Origin of the sequence: Micromonospora qiuiae, assembly GCF_016863555.1 — a bacterium.
GTDB classification, from domain to species: domain Bacteria; phylum Actinomycetota; class Actinomycetes; order Mycobacteriales; family Micromonosporaceae; genus Micromonospora; species Micromonospora qiuiae.
Map to the genome: position 1 here is coordinate 1 of NZ_BOPC01000106.1, position 23,095 is coordinate 23,095.

The 23,095-nt window shown below is 69.6% G+C and carries 22 protein-coding genes; 5 read left to right on the plus strand and 17 right to left on the minus strand.

All coding sequences use genetic code 11. The features are described 5' to 3' along the window. The 5 genes from Vqi01_RS27380 to Vqi01_RS27400 all read left to right on the plus strand — a co-directional run. Positions 1-211: hypothetical protein (locus Vqi01_RS27380; RefSeq protein ID WP_204038025.1), on the plus strand; the 211-nt coding region annotated here is incomplete at its 5' end. A gap of 392 nt (positions 212-603) precedes the next feature. Beyond that, the gene (locus Vqi01_RS27385; protein ID WP_204038026.1) at positions 604-1,125 is read left to right on the plus strand and encodes a hypothetical protein; all 522 of its coding nucleotides are present in this window, start codon (positions 604-606) and stop codon (positions 1,123-1,125) included. A 50-nt stretch (positions 1,126-1,175) separates the two neighbouring features. Next, positions 1,176-1,700, plus strand: coding sequence for an ImmA/IrrE family metallo-endopeptidase (locus Vqi01_RS27390; protein WP_239098708.1), 525 nt, complete (start codon positions 1,176-1,178; stop codon positions 1,698-1,700). 5 nt (positions 1,701-1,705) lie between these two features. After that, positions 1,706-2,935, plus strand: coding sequence for an MAB_1171c family putative transporter (locus tag Vqi01_RS27395; protein WP_204038027.1), 1,230 nt, complete (start codon positions 1,706-1,708; stop codon positions 2,933-2,935). Further along, on the plus strand, positions 2,932-3,804 hold the full coding sequence (locus tag Vqi01_RS27400; protein WP_204038028.1) for an oxygenase MpaB family protein: 873 nt from the start codon (positions 2,932-2,934) through the stop codon (positions 3,802-3,804). The genes Vqi01_RS27395 and Vqi01_RS27400 overlap by 4 nt, the downstream gene beginning before the upstream one ends. Before the next feature lie 160 nt (positions 3,805-3,964). Here the strand turns inward: Vqi01_RS27400 and Vqi01_RS27405 are convergent, their stop codons facing one another. From Vqi01_RS27405 to Vqi01_RS27485, 17 genes are all read right to left on the minus strand, one after another. Then, positions 3,965-4,678 (minus strand): hypothetical protein, encoded by a 714-nt coding sequence (locus Vqi01_RS27405; protein WP_204038029.1) that lies wholly within the window; start codon positions 4,676-4,678, stop codon positions 3,965-3,967. A gap of 446 nt (positions 4,679-5,124) precedes the next feature. Continuing rightward, positions 5,125-6,024, minus strand: coding sequence for an acetoacetate decarboxylase family protein (locus tag Vqi01_RS27410; protein ID WP_204038030.1), 900 nt, complete (start codon positions 6,022-6,024; stop codon positions 5,125-5,127). Positions 6,025-6,168: 144 nt separating this feature from the next. Further along, positions 6,169-6,708 (minus strand): alpha/beta fold hydrolase, encoded by a 540-nt coding sequence (locus tag Vqi01_RS27415; protein WP_204038031.1) that lies wholly within the window; start codon positions 6,706-6,708, stop codon positions 6,169-6,171. A gap of 98 nt (positions 6,709-6,806) precedes the next feature. Then, the gene (locus tag Vqi01_RS27420) at positions 6,807-7,910 is read right to left on the minus strand and encodes an FAD-dependent monooxygenase (protein ID WP_204038032.1); all 1,104 of its coding nucleotides are present in this window, start codon (positions 7,908-7,910) and stop codon (positions 6,807-6,809) included. Continuing rightward, on the minus strand, positions 7,900-8,151 hold the full coding sequence (locus Vqi01_RS27425) for a hypothetical protein (RefSeq protein ID WP_204038033.1): 252 nt from the start codon (positions 8,149-8,151) through the stop codon (positions 7,900-7,902). The genes Vqi01_RS27420 and Vqi01_RS27425 overlap by 11 nt, the downstream gene beginning before the upstream one ends. A gap of 228 nt (positions 8,152-8,379) precedes the next feature. Then, positions 8,380-9,039: a response regulator gene (locus Vqi01_RS27430; protein WP_204038034.1), complete on the minus strand. Its 660-nt coding sequence runs from the start codon at positions 9,037-9,039 to the stop codon at positions 8,380-8,382. Next, positions 9,036-10,190: a sensor histidine kinase gene (locus Vqi01_RS27435; RefSeq protein WP_204038035.1), complete on the minus strand. Its 1,155-nt coding sequence runs from the start codon at positions 10,188-10,190 to the stop codon at positions 9,036-9,038. Before Vqi01_RS27435 ends, Vqi01_RS27430 begins: the two co-directional genes overlap by 4 nt. After that, entirely contained in the window at positions 10,190-11,026 is an 837-nt protein-coding gene (locus tag Vqi01_RS27440; protein ID WP_204038036.1) for a CPBP family intramembrane glutamic endopeptidase, read from the minus strand. The genes Vqi01_RS27435 and Vqi01_RS27440 overlap by 1 nt, the downstream gene beginning before the upstream one ends. 864 nt (positions 11,027-11,890) lie before the next feature. Continuing rightward, entirely contained in the window at positions 11,891-14,281 is a 2,391-nt protein-coding gene (locus Vqi01_RS27445) for an ABC transporter ATP-binding protein/permease (RefSeq protein WP_239098709.1), read from the minus strand. Continuing rightward, on the minus strand, positions 14,278-15,222 hold the full coding sequence (locus Vqi01_RS27455; RefSeq protein ID WP_204038037.1) for an ABC transporter permease: 945 nt from the start codon (positions 15,220-15,222) through the stop codon (positions 14,278-14,280). Before Vqi01_RS27455 ends, Vqi01_RS27445 begins: the two co-directional genes overlap by 4 nt. Continuing rightward, entirely contained in the window at positions 15,219-16,784 is a 1,566-nt protein-coding gene (locus Vqi01_RS27460; RefSeq protein ID WP_239098710.1) for an ABC transporter substrate-binding protein, read from the minus strand. The genes Vqi01_RS27455 and Vqi01_RS27460 overlap by 4 nt, the downstream gene beginning before the upstream one ends. A 31-nt stretch (positions 16,785-16,815) precedes the next feature. Further along, positions 16,816-17,619, minus strand: a complete 804-nt coding sequence (locus tag Vqi01_RS27465; protein ID WP_204038038.1) for a class I SAM-dependent methyltransferase — start codon at positions 17,617-17,619, stop codon at positions 16,816-16,818. After that, on the minus strand, positions 17,616-18,857 hold the full coding sequence (locus Vqi01_RS27470; RefSeq protein WP_204038039.1) for an MFS transporter: 1,242 nt from the start codon (positions 18,855-18,857) through the stop codon (positions 17,616-17,618). The genes Vqi01_RS27465 and Vqi01_RS27470 overlap by 4 nt, the downstream gene beginning before the upstream one ends. After that, on the minus strand, positions 18,854-19,876 hold the full coding sequence (locus Vqi01_RS27475; RefSeq protein WP_204038040.1) for a dipeptide epimerase: 1,023 nt from the start codon (positions 19,874-19,876) through the stop codon (positions 18,854-18,856). Before Vqi01_RS27475 ends, Vqi01_RS27470 begins: the two co-directional genes overlap by 4 nt. Beyond that, positions 19,873-20,883, minus strand: coding sequence for a PLP-dependent cysteine synthase family protein (locus Vqi01_RS27480; protein WP_239098711.1), 1,011 nt, complete (start codon positions 20,881-20,883; stop codon positions 19,873-19,875). Before Vqi01_RS27480 ends, Vqi01_RS27475 begins: the two co-directional genes overlap by 4 nt. 59 nt (positions 20,884-20,942) lie before the next feature. Further along, positions 20,943-21,791, minus strand: a complete 849-nt coding sequence (locus Vqi01_RS31110) for a Rossmann-like domain-containing protein (protein ID WP_239098712.1) — start codon at positions 21,789-21,791, stop codon at positions 20,943-20,945. Further along, a partial coding sequence (locus Vqi01_RS27485) for an ATP-grasp domain-containing protein (protein WP_239098713.1) occupies positions 21,788-23,095 on the minus strand: 1,308 nt, incomplete at its 5' end. The genes Vqi01_RS27485 and Vqi01_RS31110, both read right to left, overlap by 4 nt.

A 23,095-nucleotide genomic window follows, 5' to 3' on the forward strand; every position in this document is an offset into this window, starting at 1 on the left:
TCATGACCACAGCCCTGTCCACGTCCTGCGGCACCTGACCCACCTCATGCGTTCCCGGGTGGCGCACAACCCGGTCGTGGCCCGCAACCACGGCAATGGCATCCTCACGCTCCTGACCGACGCCGGGTTCGACGACGCCCGGGAGATCGCACACGCCGACCACAAGTTCGGCCGGGTCACCTTCGTGCAGGCGACTCGCCCCATGAACTGAGCCTGACGGACGTGCCGGCCGGCCAACCACTCCACGCCACGCAATGGCAGAAGACCCAATGCCACAGGCCGGCACCGCCAGTCATCAACGTGCTGCCTTCCTCGGGTCGCCCCGGAGCCACTGTCGCTGGGCCGCCGGCAGTTCCCTGGCCGAGCGGCCCAGCGCCCCCGTCCATCAGCGGCGTTCGGCGACTCCCGTTCGAGTGGCCGGACCAGGCCCAACACCGATCGCGCAACAGATGTTGAGCATTTTTGGGTGGACGCTCAACACCCGTTGCTCCATTCAAGAGCGAGCATACGCTCACTTTGCGTACGCATGTCAACACCTGTTTTACTGGGGCCCGCATCTGCGACACTGGCGTTTAGTCGTTGAAGTGCGGGGAGCGGGGAGCGATGATCGACGATCAACACGTTGAGCAGGAGCTACCGCCTCTTGACACCCTTGCCGCCCGGCTGGAGTACCTGTTCGAGAAAATTCGGCCGACTCCTGAAGAGCTCGGCGACTCCCACGAGCCCGGTCGGAAGTACACCAACAGAGAGATCGCCGACAAGATCAACGCCACGGCCGGCGAAACCGGTGTCACGATCAGCGCCGCCTACATCGGGGAGCTGCGCCGCGGTGTGGCCAGCGATCCGCGCACCTCGCACATCCGTGCCCTGGCCTCCGTCTTCGGAGTGAACACCGGCTACTTCGTAGACGACGCGGCCGCACGACGCACACAGGAACAGCTCACGCTGCTCAGCGAGCTGCGCCGAATGGATGTCAAGCAGGTGGCGCTGCGCCAGGTGCTCACCGACAACGGGTTGTCCGCGACAGACACGCAGCTCATCGAGCAGATGGTGGCCCGATTGCGGGCCGTTGCCGAGGGCGCCGGCTCCGGCGAAGACGGCGCCGCGCCGGGCGATCGCAGTTAGCCGTGTTGATCCTTCGGTGGCAGTACGCTGACGAGCGGGAGAACGCTGACGTGAGTTTGCACCGACTGCGCAAACGCTGCGAGAAGATCGTCGCCGAGCTTGAGATACCGGAGCCCTTTGAGATCCGGAAGCTGTGCGACGTGCTCGGCGAACGGCGCGGTCGGCCCATCCACCTGGTGCCCATCAAGTTGCCGGCCCACACCGTGTGCGGAATGTGCGTGCCAACCCGCGAGTTCGATGCCATCTTCTTCGAGCAGGAGACCTCGCCCCTGCATCAGCTGCTGATCATCGGTCACGAGTTGGGTCACCTGATCGCCGGGCATCAGGCCACCGAAGTCCTGGACCCGGATGCCTCGCGTCTGCTGCTTCCCGACCTCGACCCAGCGTTGGTTCGCCGCAGCCTCGGCCGCAGCAACTACGCCGCCGACGAGGAACGCGAAGCCGAAATGATCGGCTCGCTGATCCTGCGACGAGCCCGCAGCGGCCAGGACGAAAGGCGCGAGTCACCATTGGACAGCCGCCAGGCCGAGTTGTACGGCCGGCTGCGGCACTCGCTGGAACACCCCGACTGGTAGCCGAGATGGACACCCTCCTGTACGCCGTATGCGCGGTGGCCGGCTGGTTCGCCTTCGGCTACATGCTGCGGCTACAGCACCGGCAGCCCAGCCAGGCCCGAGGCGCGATCTGCGTGGCACTCGGAGCCTTCGCCGCCGGGATCACGCTCGCCATCCCACCCCTCGCGAGCAGCATCGACCACGCATCCGACCTGCCCAACCTGGCCAAAGTCATCTCCCACGGCTGCGCCATGACGATCGCCGCCAGCGCCGAACACATGCTGCTCCACCTCGCGCTTCCGCCGGCGAGGGCGGCAGCCCGCAGCCGACTCTGGGTCTGGGCCACCAGCAGCGCCTTTCTCGCCATGGTCGCTCTCTTCGCCTACACGCTCACCTACGACACCCCGGTACTGCTGACGGTCGAGTACGCCAGAGATCCCGCCGTCACCGCGTACCTGCTGATCTTCATGGTCGTCGGCTTTTTTGCCTACTGCACCGACATCACCCGGCTGTGCTGGCGCTTCGCCCGCATCTGCGGTCGCCCATGGCTGCGCCGGGGCCTTCGCATCACCGCCGTCGGCGCCGCATTCGCCCTGCTCTACAGCACCAACAAGATCGCGTACCTGATCGCCTACCGGAGCGGCCATCAACCCACCGGCGAGCGGGAGATCGCCGCGGTCCTGGTCACCATCAGCGCGTTGCTCATGATGATCGGCCTGACCATGCCAGCCTGGGGCCCGATCCTGGCGATCACCCGGCGCTGGGACGACTTCCGTTCCTTCCAGCGCCTCGAACCGCTCTGGCGTGACCTCGTCACCGCCCTGCCCGAACTCGAACTCGATACAAGCCTGCGCCGACGGCTCGGTGCCGTCCGCGACATCGACTACGCACTGACCCGCCGAGTCGCCGAGATCCGCGACGGCTGCCTCGCGCTGCGCCCGTACATGGACGTCAGAGTGACGGCACTGGCCGAGCAGCACGCCAAGCGGGCTGACCTGACCGCCGACGAGCGGCGGGCCACGATCGAAGCGGCGCATCTGGCCTGCGCACTCCGCGCCCATCACCGGGGCCTCAGCGCCGCGCTCCCCCTGCCACCCGACGACCTGCACCGCCCCTCCGACGGCTACGCCGGGGAGATCTCCTGGCTGGCGCTCGTATCCAGCACCTACGCCCGGTCGCTCGTGGTAGCCCAGACGCTCGCCGCTTCCCGACGCCTCCCCGTACAGAATTCCGCGCTTGGAGACACCCGCCGATGAGAGGCCGTTACGTCAACCTCGCTCGTACCCGCACCCTCGACCCCGAGCGCGACTACCTGGCGATCTACCAGACGATGCTGCGCTACGAGTTCCCCTGGGACATGAAGCTCGGGCTCAACCTCGCCTTCAACCGCTCCTTCTCCATCCCCACCATCGCCGCCGTACACACCGCCACCGGCGAGCTCACCGAACGCACCCAGAAGCGCCTCGACGACACCGGCCTGCTCATGTACGAAATGGTCCTCAACGGCTTCGACCACCGACGCGGCCGAGACGCCCTACGGCGCATCAACCAGATCCACCGCCCGTACGACATCGGCAACGACGACTACCGCTACGTTCTCGGCTGCCTGGTCGTGATCCCCACTCGCTGGCTACAGCGGTACGGCTGGCGCCAGCCCTGCTGCCACGAACGGCAAGCCACCCACCTCTTCTACCGCGAGCTCGGCCGACGGATGAGCATCACCGACATTCCCGACTCCTACGAGGACTTCGAGACCTGGTTCGACGCCCACGACGCGGTTCACCTGCAACCCAACGACGACGCCGCCGCCATCGAGCGAGCCACCCGCATACTGATGCTCAGCCGCATCCCCACACCCCTCGCCCCGCTTGGCAACGCACTCGTCAGCGCCATCTATGACGCGCCACTGCGCCGCGCCATGCGCGTCGAGACACCAGCCTGGCCGGTCCGGGCTGGCCTGCACCTGGCGCTGAAGACACGCTCACGGCTCCAACGCTGGTTCGGAGCCCCCCGCACCACGCCACTGTTCGCCGACGGCATCAACACCAAGACCTACCCCAACGGGTACGACATCAGCCAGCTCGGCCCACAGCAAGCCCATGTGCCTGTTCGTCCCGAGGCATGAAATCTCCGAACCACGTCCTGATGCTCAGGGCGAAGTGCTCACTGCGAGATCGCGGTCGCCTCCAGTTCGACGAGCACGTCGGGCTCGACGGCATCAGACGGCATCAGACGAGAATCTGGGCGGTGCCGGTGGCGGCATACCTGATGCCCGCCGCGGTGTTTCAGACCAGGAGACTCTCCCGCATCCGCGCGCCCAAGTTGATTCCGCCGACCACTCGAGGACCGGTTGGATCGTGGACGTCGAGGGTGTTGTTGCGGCGCATCACCTCGCGGACCGGAGGCGGCAGCCGGGGCGGGTCGTCGATGGCCGCGAGGACCTGCCCGGCGGTCGAGATCAGTCGATCGGCCAGGACAGCGGCATCGGTGTCCACCCGTACCTGGCCGTACTCCCAGCCGGCGGTGGTGAGGTCGAGCACCTCGAACACGCGGGCCAGGAGCGGGTTCGGGTCGGTCACCTGGCCGAGCCGGGACGCGCGGCTGCCGACCACCGCGACGGCGGCGGACACCTGCGCGTACGGATGGAGGCCGCACGGCAGCGCGAACAGGGGCCACCGCAGCGCCGGTCCGGCCTCCTTCCACAGCTGCCGGTAGTTCCGGCGGTGCACCAAAAGCCGCCGGCCCGTCCGTCGGTGCACGTCGTGGGCTTGGGCCTGCAGGTCCGCGTGAGCCTCGTCGGCGGCCTCGCTCACAATCCGGGCCGCCACCACCAGGCCGTCGTCGTCGTTCAGCATTCGGGTGATCGCTTCGACCTGTTCCGGAAACCGGACCTGCAAGCCGGCGCCGTACCGGTGCCGGACGTCGGCCAGCAGTGCCTGCTGTCGCCCGGGATCGAGCTGGACTCGCCTGCCACCCAGCAACTGCCGGAGCCAACGCATCTCGCCTCGTTTCAAGCCGCCTCGGACCGCGGCAATGCTAGTGCGTCGGGCGCCCCTCGTATTGTGTGGGGTTCCGAGCGGGGGCGTGGCGCTTGTCATGATCATCGGGGAGCCGCCGCGACAAGCGCGGATCTGGCACCCACGGATGCGTCGTGGCGGAACTGGATCGAAGCCGAGTTCGCCGCCGTCAGACACTTCGCCTTCAACGGCACCGATCACCGCACCCCTGCCGAGCAGGACACCGCGATCGGCGGGCCCGAGAGCTGGCGTCGGGCCCGGGTACCACATCGGCAACCGGGCCCGGCCTTCCATCTTGGCCAGACCGCCGTCTGGACTCACGCCGCCCACGTTCCTGGACACCTGCGCTAGCGGCGGGGGCAGTCTCCGCACGGCCAGGACGTGCCTGTCGTGGACGCAGGGATGCCTGTCTCAGGCTCGGCTGGTCCTCAGAGAGTGCGCAGGTCGTTGACGGAGTACGACAAGGAACCACGGAAGCCGACGCCCACCCGACGCGGAGCGAGATCGGCGAGTTCCTCCCGTGGTGCCGGCAGGAACCGCAAATCGCCCGTGCCGACCCAGGTGTTTGCGAATCCCAGGTTGGTCAACACCGACAGGGTGAGCTCGTGCACGGCCGGGTGGTCGTGCTGCCCGGCGGCGAGCCGCGGAAAATGCCGCAGGTTGACGATCGGCCGAGTCAGCGCGGGCAGTCGATCGGCCTTCCGTTCCAGCGTCACGGTGGTCTCCGCGAGGCGGCGGCCCCCTGCGGACGCGACGGCGGCGAACCGACCCCCCGGACCGACCGTGGGCGTCGCCGGGCTGTCCATGCCAAAGGCCCGAGTCTGCCGAATGGAACCCAACTTCTTGGGAAAGCCCTGCACCCAGCCTCGCGCCAGCGAGGCGTCGTTGTCCACCCAGATGAACGGGCACCAGGCTACCGGCGTGCCCTGCCACTGCGCGTCGAGCAACACCAGGAACTCCGAGTACTGGCTGTACGGCGGGTCGAGGTAGTCGTCGGAGCCGCCATTGAACTGCCAGTCGATGAACACGGCGTACCCGTGGCCGGAGCTGGCCGGATCCGGATCGAGGCCGGTGGGCAACGAGGCCGCGGCCGCCTCAGGGCTGGTCCAGAACTCCGCGCCGACCGCGTCGCCGACGTAGTGCCACGGCGGCTTGCCGGCCAGGTTCGCCACACCGCGGGCACTAAGCGGATAGGTGTAGCCCTTGAGCCGCTCGGAAGTTGTCGTCGTGGTGGTGGTGTTCGCGCCGGCCGGCGACGCCGCTGCGAGTCCGACGGTCGTGCCGGCCATGGCGGCCAGCACGGCCCGTCGATGAAGGTTCGTGTCCATGTCCCTTTTCCTTTAGCGATATATATATAGGGCGATGTGCATCAGACGTGGGACCGGGCCCGCCTAACCGCAGGCGGCAGAGAGGATGAATGCCTGCCGCCGGATGAACTGGCACACACCGGCCACGTCGTAGCGCTCCGAAGCTCAGACCGTGCGACATGACCAGCGGCGGCCCCCGCTGCGTCGGGTCAGTTCGCCAGGAGGCAGGGACAGCAGGCTCTCCACCACCCCGTCCCTGCCTGCGGCCAACAAACTGGCGGCATCCCGCCGCAGGTACTCCTCCAGTACCGCCTCGCCGGCAAGCGCCGCCGCGACCACCCGGTCCGGCAGCAGCGCCGCGCACGAGAGCGCGTGGGGTCCGCCGCCGGAGGCTCCCCAGGTGCGGAACCGACCGACACCCAGTGCCTCGGTGATGGCCGCCGCGTCGGCAGCCGCGTCCGCGACCGAGCGCCCGCGGAGCCGGTCAGAGCGCGCGTATCCGGGACGGTCGTAGGTCACCAACCGGATGCCACGGGCCTGGGCGTCCCGAACCCATTCCTTGGCGAACATTCCCGCCGCCGGTGTGCCGTGGTGCACCAGCACCAGCTTCCCGTGCGGATCGCCCGCCTCGTAGACATGAACGATCCGGCCGTCACCGGCGCGTACCTCGTGCTCGATGGTTCTCGCAATTGCCGCATCAGACATCATTCGGACCGTGTGCATCCTCTCTTCGACATGATCGTCGATGGTCACCGAGCACGCGCCGTCGGCGAGCGGCGGTATCGCTCGTACATGACGCCTTCCTATGGTCGGTTCAGCAGCCAGGCGTAGTTGCTGCGGAAGATTCGCCGGCCGTACATCGTCAGTAACGGGTTCCGGACGACGGGCGGCAGGCTGATGGACCGGTCACGGCGATGAGTCTGGGTGCGCATCCAGTCGACGCGGAGCCGCCGACGTGCCTGGAAGGCGGCCAGAGCGGTGGTCAGGTCCTCCGCCTCGCGTAGCGACTCGGCGAGCACGACGGCATCCTCGAACGCCATCGCAGCGCCCTGCGCCATGTTCGGTGAGGTCGCATGGGCCGCGTCGCCGACGAGCAGCACACTACCGGCCACCCAGGTGGCGAGGACGACCTCCTCGTACGGTCCGGCATGACCGGTCCCGTCGGTCTGGTCCAGCAGGCTCCGTACCGGTTCCGTGAATGTTTCCCGGGCCACCTGCATCCAGTCCGCTCGGGCACCACCGGAGCCGATGTTGAAATGACAGTAGAGCTGCCGATCGTCGATCGGGACCGTGAGAAACTGCATCCCACGGCCCAGTTGCACCGACCAGGCCACGTCGGTCTCGGATCTCGGCGCGAGGAAACGGTAGGAGTAGTGGTCGAGCTGCCGCACCAGCTCGTTGCCGAACACCAGGCGCCGGACGGTCGAGTGTACGCCGTCGGCACCGATGACCAGGTCATAGACATCACTGCCCCCGTCATCAAACTCGACCAAGGTCTGGCTGCCCACCCCGATCACGCTCACCGGGCGCACTCCCCATCTCACCGGCTGGCCGTCCAACGCGTTTAGCAGCGTCAAATACAGTTCGCGTCGGTGCAGCCCGAGACATGGGCCGACGCCATGCCACAGTCGGTCGACGTCCACCTCGAACAGCGGCCGCCCACCTGAAGTCGCGGTCCGCTGGCGGGAGATCCTGACGGCAACGTCCGCGACCTGCTCAAGCAAACCGAGGTCACTCAACGCTCGCGCCGCGTTTCCCGGCAGGTACATTCCGCTGCCGGCGAGAACCGGGCCGGACGACCGCTCGACTATGTCGATCCCGGCACCCCAGCCGCGCAGTGCGCGGACGGCAGCCAAGCCAGCGAGCCCCGCACCCACCACAAGCACCCGAAGGCCCTTACCGTGCATTCGGGATCCTCTCGTTGGCCATCGGATCCGAGGATTCGGCCAGCAGCCGGGCGACCTCGGCCGGCCACTTCAGGTGCGGAAAGTGGTAGCCGCCCGGCAGCAGGGTGATCCCGCCGGGCTTGACCGACTCCAGCCAGCGCCGGTACGCCAGCTGCCAGTGCCGGCGGTCGAAGGCCAGACCGTGCAACAGGACGAGCGGACGTTCGCTCCGAGAACAGGAGATGTCGTAAGCGAGGCTCATACCCGTGTCGGCGTAACGCGGACGGGCACAAGCCGTTCGTGGGGCAGATCACGGGGAGGTCGGCACGCAGCAGCGTGTGCTCCGACGTGTTGCGTACCGTGGCCCGCAGGTGCGCCTCGGCGACTGGACCAGGACCGCTGACTCACCGCCGAGCAGGCCCGGGAGCACGGCCTGGTCGACGAGGTGCTCACCCGAGCTGAACACCTACCGGCGCTCTGACGCCTGGTCCTACGTCGCCAGGCCAGCGCGGTAGGCGTAGACCACCGCCTGCACGCGGTCGCGCAGGTCGAGCTTGGTCAGGATGCGCGACACGTACGTCTTGACGGTCTCCTGGCTGATCACCAGTGCCGCGGCGATCTCACTGTTGGACAATCCGTTGGCGATGAGGCGCAGCACCTCCAGTTCACGCGGGGTCAGCCCCACGTCGTCCGGCGTGCCTTCGGCGGGGCGGATGCGCGACGCGTACCTGCCCACGAGCTGCCGAGTCACCTCGGGCGCCAACAGCGCCGCACCGCTGGCGACGGTGCGGATACCGTGCAGCAGTTGGGCCGGCGGGGCGTCCTTCAGAAGGAACCCGCTCGCCCCCGCACGCAGCGCCTCGTACACGTACTCATCGAGATTGAACGTCGTCACCACGAGCACCTTGACAGGTCGGGCCACTCCGGCACCGGCCAGCATGCGGGTCGCCGTGATGCCGTCGAGCACCGGCATCCGTACGTCCATCACGACCACGTCCGGGTGCAGCCGGCCGGCGAGGTCGACGGCGGCACGCCCGTCCCCACACTCGCCCGCCACCTCAAGGTCGGGCTGGGCGTCGATGATCGTCGCGAAGCCGGTGCGGATCAGCGCCTGGTCGTCGCAGACCAGCACCCGGATCGGCGCCGTCACGATGGGCTCCCGGTGGGGATGCGGGCCCGCACGTCGAACCCGCCGTCCGCGCGCCGTTCCGCGCTGAATTCGCCACCCAGCACGCCGACGCGCTCGCGGAGCCCCGCGAGGCCGCGTCCACTCCCTCCGGGACCCCCGGCGTACGAACCCGAACCCTCGGTGCTGACCTGCACAGTGGTCTCCCTGTCGCGGTGGTGCACGTGAACAGTGGTGCGGACGCCGTGGGCGTACTTGAGGGCGTTCGTCAGGGCCTCCTGCACCACTCGGTAGGCCACGACCTCGGCACCGCCGGTCGTACGCGCGGGGCTGCCTTCTACGGTGAATTCGACCGGTTGCCCCGCCTGCCGGGTCTGCTCGACCAGAGCGCGGAGCTTGCCGACCGACGGTGTACGCGGATCGGCGCCGTGGTCGGGATTGAGCAGGTCGAGCAGGTGTCGCAGGTCGGTGATGGCTCGGCGACCGGTGTCGGTGATGGCGGTCAGAGCTGTGTCGAGGCGTTCGGGGGCGGCGGTCAGATAGCGGGCGGCCTCCGCCTGCACGACCATCGCCGTCACGTGGTGGGTCACGATGTCGTGGAGTTCGCTGGCGATGCGGGTGCGTTCGGCCGCGCGGGCGGTCAGCGCGACGTGGCGGCGGCGTTCGGCTTCGGCGGCCCGCGTCTGCCGCAGCCACGCTCCGATGCCCCACGGTAGGACCAGCAACAGGTAGAAGATGGCGAACCCCGTCACGCCCTCGGTCGACCCTTGCCGGTCGAGAGCCACGGCCAGCGCCAGGTACGCGGCGGAGGCCAGGACGATGGTGGTACGTCGGCGACGTTGCAGGTGTGCCCCCGCGCTCAGAAGCGCGATGGCCAGCGCGGCGCCGGCCACCGTGTGATAGGCGCGCAGTTGGTCGATCACGAAGCCGACCGACACCAGGGCGAGGCAGAGGGCAGGCCAGCGTCGGCGGACGGCGAGCGGGAGGCACTCCAGGGCGACGACGGCGATGGTCAGCGCGTCGAAGGGGCGCCGCGGCAGGTCACCGAGCTGCGTACCCTGATCCTGCAGCGCAGGCACCACCGACGCGAGGGCGAACAGCAACGCCAACGGGAAATCCCGGACCGTGACGGGCCACCGCCGCCACAAGTCCGGAACCATCCGAAGGCCGACCATCAGGAAACCGTAGCCGTCGCCGGCTGGACGTCGACCGCACGGCGGCGACGCGCAACGATGTGACCACGGCGGTGGGCCAGCCACATGAACACCAGCGTCAGCACCACACCCGCCGCCACCGTGTAGAGGCTGCCCTCCGGGCCGAATTCGCCGCCGGTGACCAGAGCCGGGCCGGACATCGTGGCGTCCAGCAGGCCCTCGGACTGGCCGTTGCCGGAGACCACGACGCTGAAGATGCCACCGGCGGCGAAGTTCCATCCGAAGTGCAGGCCGATCGGCACCCAGAGGTTACGGGTGGCGGCGTAGCAGGCGGCGAGCATGAACCCGGCCTCGACCGCGATGCAGATCGCACCCCACACGCTGGCGTCGGGGTTGAACAGGTGCATCAGGCCGAACACCACACCGGTGAGCACCAGTGCGAGCCAGGTGCCCGTACGTTCCTCGACGATGCGGAACAGCACGCCCCGGAACAGCAACTCCTCGGTCACGGCGGCGGCGGCCATGACCCCGAGCAGCGCCAGCGCGCCCGACACCGAGCCCAGGCCGTCGACGTCGTAGTCGGCGACGAAGGCGATGGTCACAATCACCGCGGCGAACATTCCGAACCCGATCAGCGCCCCGCGGGCGATCCGAGCGCCCGCGCCGGCTCGCGCCAGCTCCGTCAGGTCCCGGCGCTCGGTACGGCGTACCACCCACCCGTAGACGGAAACCGCGACCACTGAGGCCAACACACCGATGACCAGAGTCAGCCAGGCGTTCCCCTCCACCGCGACGATGGCCTGAATACCGACGAAAGCGACAGCCGCGACGGCCAGAAGCTGTTTCAACAAACGCATGACGACTCCCTCGACGACAACCGGCTGCGGCGCAGCGGCCACGCCAAACGCTATGGAGTCGCAGGTCAGGAAACATCACCGTGCGGTGGACACTTGCGGTAGCTCGCACGGGGGACAAGCACCTGCGTCCGAGGGGACGTGCCCGGTGAGCACGGCTGTGATCTTCGAGGTGCCACCAGCGGGATTCGAACACGGAGCGTGCGACGCTTCTGGCGCGTCACGGGTTCGGCAGGGTGGTGCGCCGGTGACGCCGACGCCGCGGCCGACCATCGCGTCCAGTTGATCCACTCGGTTTCGGCGGAATGGCGGTCATCTGATCGGATACCGCCATAGCGTCGGAACGGCGACCATGGCACTGCCGATGTGCGGATCGAGACCGGCATCAGGGCGGGGTGTCCCGGCCAGCGTGACGTTCAGCCTGCTGCGGCAGGGCCCCCGGGTGGGGTGTGTGGATGCTGTCGACCTGATAGCGCGGATGGGTCACCCTCCGGGTCGCATTCCCTGATCACCACGATGGAGCCCTGGGCGATAGCTTTAACGGTTCAGCTCGACAGGGCCACACACCCTGCCCTCATGCCCTGGCTACAACGCGCGGATCTGCCGCCGACCGGGCTTCACAAAACTGGTTCGCGGGAGCCTTACGAGCAGATCGCCGCCCATCCGGTACCTGATGTTGTCGGTCGTCGACCGGCACCTCGTCCTGATGCATGGCCATGCCAAGACCCTTCCGCCAGCTGCCAAGGCAAGCCACTGACTTTTCACCAGCGCAAACGGCTCGCATGAGTGACCAAAACGTGCGGTGATCGGCCGTCTGGACGTCGTACGGGCCGACGCTGTGTCGGGACTGCTGCATGTTTTCTCCGGTCATCGGTCTGACGGTGCTACGGCGGTCGCCGGGTCGGTGTGGAGAAGCGCGCGGGTCAGCAGGTGGTGTCCGTGGGTGAGCAGGGCGTCGGCCGGGCCGCGGTCGACGACGGCTCCGTGGTCGAAAACGACGATGTGGTCGGCGAGGTGAGCCACCACGTCGCGGTCGTGGCTGATCACGACGACGGCCAGTTGGAGGCTGCGCCGCAGCTCGTCGAGGAGCGTGAGGATGCCGTGCTGCGTGACGCTGTCGAGCCCGGCCGTCGTCTCGTCGCAGATGAGGACGCGGGGTTCGCTGGCGAGAGCACGGGCGAGCGCTGCGCGGTGCAGTTCGCCGCCGGAGAGCCGGTCGGGACGTTGGGTCACGGTGTGTTCGGCGAGGCCTACCCGTTCGAGCAGGCGTAGGGCCGTGCGGCGGGCCTGCTCCGACGTGGCGTTCCGCAGGCGACGCGCGGGACTGGCGGTCTGGTCGAGGATTGACCGGTACGGGTTGAAGCTGGCGCGTGCGTCTTGGAACACGTACTGGATGGCACCGAGTTCGTGCCGCTGGCGCCGGTCGAGGTGAGCGGCGAGGTGGTGCCCACCGAGGGTCACTTGGCCGGTGCGGGCGGGGTGCAGGCCGGCGATGCAGCGGGCGAGGGTCGTCTTGCCGCTTCCGGATCGGCCGACCACGGCCAGGCACTGTCCGGCGGGGACGGCCAGGCTGACGTCGCGGAGCACGTCGCGATGCCGACCGCCGTCGCGGTGGGTCGCGCTCAGGCCGGTGACCTGCAGCAGCGGCCTGTCCTCGCGGACCGCCGCCGCCGGCCGGGCCGGCGGCGCGGCGAGCAGCTCCCGAGTGTCCCGGTGTCGTGGCATGGCTAGCACCTCGGCCGCCGGACCGTATTCGATGGCGACGCCTCGGTGCAGCACGAGGATCTGGTCGGCGACGGCTCGTACGAGGTGCAGGTCGTGGCTGAGCAGGATGACGGCGATGCCCTCGCGGGCGAGTTTCGTCAGTTCTCGGGCGACGTCGTTGCGGGTGAGCGCGTCCTGTCCGGTGGTGGGTTCGTCGGCGATGAGCAGGACGGCGTGGGCCAGCAGGGCGTGGGCGATGACGAGGCGTTGTTGCTGGCCGCCGGAGAGCTGGTGGGGGAAGCGGCGCAGGAACCGGCGGTCGACGGGCAGGCTGACGCGTTCGAGTACGGCCGCCACCGTGCGCCGGTGGGTGCTGCGGCTGTCGCCGGGTGCCTGGTGCCGGGCGATCTCGTGGAGCACGGCACCGATACGGCGTACGGGGTTGAGCGCAGCGACGGGTTGCTGGGGCACGTAGCCGACGGTGCCGGGCTTGGGCGGGGTGGCGGTGGTGACGGGCTGGCCGGCCAGGGTGATGGTGCCGGTGAGGGTGACGCCAGGTGTGACCTCGCCGAGCAGAGCCCGGGCGGTGGTGGTCTTGCCGCTGCCCGAGGCGCCGATGACAGCGAGGATCTCGCCGGCGGGCAGGCTGAAGGAGACGCCGTGGACCAACGCCCGGTCGGGGGCCGCGGCTGCGAGGTCCTGCACCTGGAGGAGACGCTCGTTCGCTTGCGGGCGATCTCCGGTCGTGGCTGGCCCGGGCGGTGGTGATGGGCTGGGCTTGCTATGGGTGATCAGCATCCGGTCGGTGACCAGGTTGAGACCGACGGCCAGGGAGATGATGAGCGCGGCCGGCACGGCGACGGCCCAGGGCTGCAGGAACAGGCCAGCGCGATTGCGGTCCACCATGACGGCCCAGTCCGCAGCATCAGGTGCCACGCCAATGCCCAGGAAGCTGGCGGTGGCCACCAGATACATGGCGCCGATGAACCGGACTCCGGCATCGGCGAGCAGGATCCGGCGGATGCCGGTGCCGACGTAGCCGGGGCCGCGCCGCCACCAGGTCTCGCGGTACAGGCGCATCGCCTCCATGGCTGGCCCGTGGGCCAGCGGCAGCGCGGCGGCCCGGGTGATCCGGGCGATCTCCGGCAGTCCGATCAGCGCGACGATCCCGACGAGGGTGAGCTGCCCGGGCGGCGCGGTGGCGGCCAGCAGGATCAGCAGCAACAGTGACGGCACGGCCAGAGTCAGGTCGAGAGGGCGCATGAGCAGTTCATCGACCCATCGGCGGCGGGTGGCGGCGGCCAGCAGGCCGACCGGCACACCGACGAGGTACGCCAGCAGCGTCGCGCATACGGCGACCACGACGACGGACCGACCGCCGAGTAGGACCTGTTGTCCGACGTCGCGGCCGACGAAGTCGGTGCCCAGCACGCCGTCGCCGGAGAACGGGAACGTGCGGTCACCCGGCTCGCCTGTCAGCAGCGGGCCGAACACGGCCAGCGCGAGCGGCACCGCGAGCAGCACTGCCCCGGTCAGGGTACGCAGCCGCCTCATCGCACGGCTCCGATCCGGGGTGCGAGGCGGAACGCGACCAGGTCGGCAGCCAGGTTCACCACCACTGTGGTGACGGCGACGAGGACGCACAAAGCCTGGACGGTGGGGATGTCGCGGGTGGACACGGCATCGACGAGGGCGGTGCCGAGGCCGGGGATGACGAACACCGCCTCTACGACGATGACGCCGCCGAGCAGCCAGTCGGTGGTGCGGGCGAGTTGCTGCACGACCGGTGCCAGAGCGCCGGGCAGGGCATGGCGAAGCCAGAGCCGGATCCCGGTGATGCCGAGCCGTCGGGCGTGGCGCACGTACTCGCCGTGCAGGGCGTCGAGCATGCCAGCGCGGGTGAGTCGGCTGATGGTGCAGATCGGCCGGGTGAGTAGCACGAGCAACGGCAGCACGAGCACGGACGGCTGGGTGAGCAGGTCGGCGCCGAACGCGGTGGGAGGTAGCCAGCCGAGTCGGACGCCGAAGACGGCGATGAGCAGGATCGCCAGGGCGAACTCGGGCACCGCGTAGAGCGCGACCGACACCGCGGACACCGCCCGATCCAGTCGCCCCCCTTCTCGGCGGGCCGCCAGCATGCCCAGTGCGATGGCGAGCGGTACCAGAACAAGGAGGGTCACCGCCGCCAACAGAAGGGTGGTGCCCGCGCTGTCGGCGAGCCGGTCGACGATCGGCCGCTGCGAGATCAGCGAGACGCCGAGGTCGCCGCGTATCAGGTCGGTCAGCCAGTCGAGGTAGCGCTGCCAGGCCGGTCGGTCGAGGTCCAGTTGCGCTCGGATCGCGGCGATGCGGGCCGGGTCGGGGTGGTCGCCGGCGATCACCACGGCGGCGTCACCGGGCAGCGCCTCGGTGAGCACGAACACGATGGTGGTGATCCCGGCGACCTGCCCGAGGCCGAGCAACAACCGCCCGGCGGCGTAGCGGGGCAGACTCACCCCAGCCAGACCCTGTCGAAGCGGGCCCAGTCGAGGGTGTTGGCAGGGGCGTTGGTGGACACCCCACCGACGCCGGGCGCGGTGGCGACGAGGAAGTCAGCGAAGCCCCAGATCAGGAATCCACCCTCAGCGTGCAGGGTGCGCTGCATGTCGCCGTACGCCTGTCGGCGGGTTGCTTCGTCGGCGCTGGAGATGGCCTTGGCGTAAAGGGCGTCGAACTCGGGGCGGGCCCACCGGGTGGCGTTGGTGGTGGAATTGGCCAGCAGTCGCTGCGAGATGTGCGTTTCGATGGGCATGGCCCCGGAGCGGTACGAGGCCAGCACGCCGGAGTTGAGGATGTCCTTCCAGTAGGTGTCCTTGTTGCCCATCGCGGTTTCGATGACGAGGCCGGCCTGCTTGGCCTGTTCGGCGAAGACGCTGGCGGCCTCGACGAAACCGCTGGCGACAGCCGCGGTGTCGAGCGTGATGCGCAGGCCCTTGGCGCCGGCCTTGTCGATGAGGAACCGGGCGCGGTCGAGGTCGCGGGTGCGCTGGGCGATGTCGTCGGCGTAGTACTGGTAGCCCTTGCCGAACAGGTCGTTGCCTACCTGCCCGGAACCGGCGAGGACGGTGTCGACCAGTTGTTGCCGGTCGGTGAGCAGGAACATGGCTTCGCGCAGGTCGCGGTTGTCGAACGGCGGCCGGTCGACTTTCATGGCGAACGACTGCATGGTGCTGTTCGGCATCCGGGTGACGGTCATTCGGCCGCTGTCGGCATGGGTACGCGCGGTGGTGGGCGTGATGTCGTGCGCGTAGTCCACCTGTCCGGCGAGCAGGGCGTTGACCCGGGCCGATTCCTCGTTGCTGATCAGATACTCCAGCTCGTCGAGGTGCGCGGCGCCCTCCCAGTAGCCGTCGTACCGCTTGAGCAGCAGCGACCGGCCGGGCTGCCAGGAGTCGAAGGTGAACGGCCCGGATCCGACAGGCCGTTCGAAGCTGTCGGCGCCCTCGGGGACGATGTACGCGCCGAACGCGGCCAGGGCGTTGGGAAACTCGGCGAAGGGCCGTTTGAGGGCCAGCTCCAGGGTGCGGCCGTCGACGGCGCGGCTGTTGGGCAGGTCGAGTAGTTCGAGGCTGGCCTTGGCGCGGAACGCCTTCTTCGGGTCGGTGATCCGGGTGTAGCTGTAGAGCACGTCGGCGGCGCGGACGGGCTTGCCGTCGTGGAACGTGGCCGGGCGTAAGGTGATCCGCCAGCGGGTCAGGTCGCTGCTGGGCTCCCAGCGCTCGGCGAGGCGGGGTTGGATGGAGACGTCCGGGCCGTAGTCGGCGAGCTTGTCGAACATCGCTTTGGCGCGCGACGCCTCGTTGAACAGGTTCGCCTGGTGCGGGTCCAGCGTTTCGTTGACACCGCCGCCGGCGAATGCCGCCCGCAGCCGGCCGCCGCGCCGGGGCTGTCCCGCCGAGATGGCGGCCGGGTCGTCCCCCGGGCCGCAGCCGGTCAGCAGGGCGGCGGAGATCGCGGCGGCACCGCCGAGCAGGCCGCGGCGAGACACTCTCGACGCGGTGACGGGCGGGTGAATCATGGTGAGTGTCCTTTCGCTACAAAGGAGAGGGTTACGCCGCGTCGTTGCGGCGGCGGGCGACCAGGTGCAGGCGGTCACCGGACAGGACGCTCGACAGCACGGCTTCCGGATGCCAGGGCGGGTCGGTACGTGGGCCGGGGCTGTCGAACAGGGCCACGACGTCAAACCCGGCGGTGTCGAGCAGGTGCCGCAGCTCGGCGGGGAACAGCAGCCGCCATGCCGAGGGCTGCACCAGCGGTTCCGGGCAGGCCGGCCAGGTCCAGACGCGCTCGCGGCGCAGCAGCTGCTCGCGGTGGTCGATCCAGAGCCTGGTGACTGAGGTGTACGTGACGTCGCGCCAGCTCACGGTGCGGGTGCGAGTACCGCCAAGTAGTTCGGTGTTGCCGAGGAAGAACGCACCGTTGCGCATTTCCGCCAGCAGTAGTCCACCGGGACGTAGGTGCCGGTAGCAGCGCTGCAGGAACGCGGTCAGGTCGGCGTTGCGGTGGCAGTACAGCAGCGCGCTGTCCAGGCAGGTGACAACGTCGAAGCGGTCGGTCAGCTCGAAGGTGCGCATGTCGGCGCGAACGAACCGGACCCCGGGGTGGCGGCGCCGCGCGTAGGTCAGCATCGGCACCGACGTGTCCAGCCCGGTGGCGGTGTAGCCGAGGGTGGCGAGGTGCCCGGCGTCGCGGCCGGTGCCACAACCGACGTCGAGCAGCCGGGGCCCGGCGACGGTCCGGTCGGCAAATCGGCGCACGACGTCGTCGACGAACCGGGCGGCGACGCGACCCGGGTCGGGAAACTGCTGTTCGTACAGCTCCGGGTTGTCGGTGAGGAGGTTCTCTCCACTCATGAGACACCCGCCGACACCGGGGCCGGGGCGGGGGTGAGCAGGCCACCGCGGCGCAGCAGCCACACCGCACCAGCCGACGCCACCCCGACGCCGGCGGTGAGCAGCCATGCCGCCGCAGGCACGCCCGCGCCTGCGGCGGCGCCCACCGCCGCGCCGACGGCGGCGGTGCAGCCGGCGGCGAGAATCCCTGACACCAGGTAGAACAGGCCGAAGTAGGTGCCGGTCAGCCCGTGCCCGGCGAAGGCGGGGATCAACTCCAGCACGAAGGGTTGGGCGATCATCACCCCTAGGGTGAGCAGGATGGCAGCGGCCAGCACGGGCACCAGGCGCAGCACCGGTGGCGCCGATTCCACGCGCAGCAGCGGCAACAGGAAACCGGCTCCCATGACAGCCATACCTACGGTGATGCTCGTGCCGCGGCTCCAGCGGCCCTGCAGCCAGCCGGTCAGGGGCATTTGCAGGGCGAGCGTCACGACGGTGGAGATGACGAACAACACGGCGACCGCCACGGGCTGTCCGGTGACGTGTTCCGCCTGCATCGGCAGGATCAGGTACAGCTGGGTCTGCAACGCGAACATGCCGGCCAGCGCCACGCTGAAGGCCAGGAAGCGACGGTCGGCGATGCCGGTACGCCAGTCCTGCCAGACGGTTGCCTCGCTGGAGGTGACCGGTTGGGCGGGCAACCAGATCGCCTGCGCCACGGTGAGCGCGGCGAACACGGCAGCGGCGGCCAGCGCGGCGACCCGGAAGTCGACCAGCAGCAGGGCGGAGCCGAGCAGTGGCCCGAGCAGCGCGCCGGCGCTGGCGAACACGTTGAACAACGCGAACGCCTCGGCCCGCCGGTCGGCAGCGGCCTGCGCCACGTAGGTGCGCACGGCCGGGTTGAACAGCGCCCCGGCCAGCCCGGACAGGATCGACGCGGCCAGCAGTATCGGCAATGACGCGCTGATAGCGAACAGTCCGAAGCCGACGGCGCGCAGGGCGCAGCCGGCGATGATGACGCTGCGGGCGCCGAGCCGGTCGGCGGCCGAGCCGCCCAGGAGGAACAGACCCTGCTGGCTGAGGTTCCGTACGCCGAGCACGATGCCGATCACGGCGACCGACATACCTATGTCGTCGGCCAGGTAACCGGCGAGGTAGGGCACCAGCAGGTAGAAGCCGATGTTGACGCCGAGCTGGTTGACCACCAGCAGTCGAATGGACAGCGGGAAGCCGCGCAGGGTGACCCAGGTGTTCATCGGGCCGCCCGCACGCCGAGTCCGGGTTCGTCGGTCAGCCGCAGGATGCCGTCGTGGCCACCGATGCCGGTCCACGGATCGTCGGTGAGCAGCAGGTGTCCGTCCAGGTCGATCCACCGGGCACCGCTGGTGAGGTGCACCGCCGGCGCGATGCCCAGCGAGCTGGCCACCAGGCAACCCAGCATGAGATCCATGCCGTAGGCGCTGGCCCCGGCGGCGATCTGCTGCGCGGCGTGGATACCCCCGCACTTCGCGATCTTGATATTGATGCCGGCGACCGCGCCCGCGAGGGCGTCGAGATGCGCCACCGTGGTGGCATCCTCGTCGGCGATGACCGGCACGTCGGTGCGCGCGCTGATCCAGGCAAGCAGCTGCGGTGTTCCGGGCGCGATGGGTTGTTCGACGGCGTCGATGCCGTGCGGGCGCACCGCGTCGAGCAGCCGTACGGTCTGCTCGGGTGTCCAGGCGCCGTTGGGGTCGAGTACGAGCCGGGCATGCGGCATGGCGGCACGTACGGCTGCGATCCTGGCCGGGTCCGCAGCGTCCCCGCACTTGACCTTGATGAGCCGGAAGCCGCGCCGAGCCAGCGCCCGAGCGGTGGTGGCAGCGTGGTCAGGCGCCACGAGGCCGATGGTGTAGGCGGTGGGCGTCGGCGAGAAGGCGGGCCGGCCGAGCCACTGATGCACGCCCATCCCGGCTCGACGGCCCAGCAGATCGTGGACGGCGGCGTCCAGTGCCGCCAGCACACCGGCGGGCAGCTCAGCAGCGAGCGCAGGCAGGTCCGCGAGCAGCGCCTCGGGTTCGTCATAGCCGCGCACCCGGTATCTGAGCCCGGTCAGCGAACCGAGGATGGCGGCCAGGTCGAGGCCGAAGTAGACGCTCGTGACGACCTCGCCGTGACCGGTGACACCGTCGTGGGACAGGTCGACCTGGACGGCGTCGCGGCCCGGCATCGCCGAGCGGGAGATACGCAGCGGTTCGCGTAGCCGCAGCGGGTAGGTGCGCCAGCCGAGCCTCATGCCGGCACCGCCATGCTGCGCAGCGGGTCGAGGACCGTCCGGCAGCGACTCCACCGGGTCACCTCGACGGCGTTCGGGTACGGAATCTCGATCGGATGGCCCGGAGCCGGCGCGAGCAGCCCGTGGGTGGCGCAGAACGCGTCGTCGAAGATCGAGTCGAGGTAGCGGTGCGGACCATCCGGGAAGATCGTGACCACCCGAGCGCCGGGCTGCATGCGGCTGATCCACGCGGCGACCCGGGCGACGGCGCCGGTGCTCCAGCCGCCGGTGACGAACGCCGAACGCGCGAGCCGGCGGCAGGTGTCCACCGCCTCCACCGGGCCGACCCAGTGCACCTCGTCGAAGGCGGCGTAGTCGACGTTACGGGGGAAGATGCTGCTGCCCAACCCGCGCATGAGCCGCGGTCTCGCGGGCTGACCGAAGATGGTCGAGCCGACGGTGTCGACACCGACGAGCCGCATCCCGGGCCAATGCCGCCTGAGTGCCCGCGCCAGGCCAGCACTGTGCCCACCGGTGCCGACGCTGCACACGAGCACGTCCACAGCCTCGACCTGTCCGGTCAGCTCCTCGGCCAGGGTGCAGTAGCCGGTGACGTTGTCCGGATTGTGGTACTGGTCGGGCCAGTAGGCGCCGGGGATGCGAGCCCGCACCTCGTGCAGCCGGTCCAAGCGGGCCTGCTGCCAACCGCCGACCGGATGCGGCTGCTCGACCTCCTCGACCGCCGCCCCGTAGGCGGTCAGCAGCGCCCGCATCGGTCGTTCCATCTCGCGGTCCACCACGAGGACGACCGGGTGGCCCAGGGCTTGCCCGGCGAACGCCAGCCCGATCCCGAGCGTGCCGCTGGTGGACTCCACCACGGGGGCTCCCGGCCGAAGCTCGCCTCGCAGCCGGGCGGCCTGCAGCATGGCCACGGCGGCCCGTGCTTTCATGCCGCCCGGGCTCAGGTACTCCACCTTGGCGTAAAAGCCGCTGTGCGGGTACGGCAGCGGGGTGTCGACGAGCGCCACCGGGGAGCGCCCCAGCAACCCCAGCAGGTGCGGTGCGCACGTGGCCGGCGCGGAGGCGGTCAGCACGGCGACCCGGCGGCGGCACGGTAGCGGTAGAGCGTCGTCGGTCCGCCATCGAGCCAGAAGAATGGGTACGGTTCGGCGGACACGGCGCTCAGCCCGGCGTCGAGGAAGCACGGTAGGACGGCACTGCCGGTCTGCGCGAAGGCCACCATCGGCTTGCCGGTTGCGCGGGCGTGCCGCAGCAGCGGCTCGAACGTGCCGTTGCCCAGGGTCATGCCGGACACCAGCAGGGCGTCGCAGCGTTCCAGCAGGGCGGCGGCGTCCGGCAGGCACGGCTCGCCCCATTCGGTGCTGCCGCCCGCCAGGTCGCAGGGCAGGTAGCTGACGCCACGGCGGCGCAACTGCTCGAGCAGGGAGTTCACCACACCGACGACCAGGACGCTCTGCCCCGGGGCGACCGGTATCAGCTCCACCACTGCCGCGGCCCGGGCGGTCGACTTGGCCAGCGAGGTGCCTGCGGGGATCGTCACGGTGTCATGGGCGGCATGCACGTGCGGGCGGGCCGCCGCGAGGTAGGCGTCGAGAGCCGCGACGCGTGCCGCCGGCACCGGGTGGGTGAGCAGTTCTGCGACGCTGCGCCCCACACAGTCGTAGGCGACATCGTCGGTCAGCTCATCAGGCTCCACCGCGCATGAACCGACGGTGGCGCCCACCCGGAGGCTCAGCACGTGGTTGCGGTAGCCGCGGACACGCCCGGCGTGCCGAACGCCTTGCCGGGTAGTGAACGCGACGCTGATCCTTTCATCGGCCGGGTCGGGGCCGAAACGGGCAGCGCGGACGGCCTCGATCAGGTCCGTCACCGATGTGAACGGCGCACCGGTCTTGACCGGCGTCGGCGTCGTCACGCGAGGGCCCCCGCCATGTCGTCGGCGTACCGAACGCCCAGCCCGGCAACCAGTTCCTCGGCCCGGGCCCGGGCGCCGAGGCCCGCGGTGTCCACCGTCATGACATGGCCGAGGTAGTTGTTGTTGCTCACCGCGTCGCCGGTGCGGTGCCCGGCGGGCTTCACCGCCCAGTCCACGACATCGGGAGCCGCGATGAGCGCGGCCGAACCGTCGATCCCGGCAACGATTCCGGCTCGGGACGGAAGCAGGAACGAGATGGCCGCGCTGCGTACGCCCGTGTCGGCCACCGCGAGGTCCGGCTGCTCACCCAGGGCGAGCTGGGTGAACACCATCGGCAGATCCACCCCGGCCGCCCGCCGCACCAACTCGGTGATCTGGTTACCCGCCGGGCGCGGATTGATCTCCACCACCCGCGGCCCGGCTGCCGTCAGCCGCAGCTCGGTGTGCGCCACCCCCCGGTCGAACCCGACCGCGGCGAGGGCTGCGACCGCCATGTCACACACTGCGGTGACCGCCGCGGCATCGAGCGCGGCAGGGAACATGTGCCCTGTCTCCACGAACCACGGCTCACCAGCCAGACTCTTGTCCGTCACGCCGAGCACTGTCGTCGTCCCGTCGACAGTGACGGTCTCGACGCTGACCTCCGGCCCGACCAGAACCTCTTCCAGCAGCACCAGCGGCGAGCGCTGCTGGCCACGGGCATTGACCGGAAACTCGTCGAGGACATCGAACGCCTCGCGCAGTTGTGCCCCGTCGGCCACCAGCCGGACGAACATCCCGGCGCACAGGTCGACCGGCTTGATGACCAGCGGGAAGCCCAGCCTGCGCGCGGCGGCCTCGGTACCCGGCCAGTCCTCGGTGATCGCGAACGCCGGACCGGGCAGGCCGGCCACCTGCATCCGCTGCCGCGCCAAGTCCTTGCGGTAGGCACACTCGACGGCTTCCGGCCGTGCACCCGGCAGACCCAGATATGCGGCCAACTGAGCTGCCGTGCCGAGGTAGTAGTCGCACGACGTGATGACACCGTCGAACCGCAGAACCTCGTGCAGCCGCTGGACCTGGGGCAGCAGCACATCCAGATCGTTGGTCTCGGCAGTGATCACGTTATCCGCGGTGAGCAACGGGTGCACTCCTTCGCCGACGCCCTGGCGCAGGTAGTGATGCAGGTTCCTGGTCAAGAACGTGAACCCATGCCCTGCCTCCCGGATCGCCCGAGGCAGCAGGGTGCTCATCGCACCGACCCAGCTCTCGACCAACAACACATGCCCCACCACGCACTCCCGACGTTCGATGGACCCCGGACC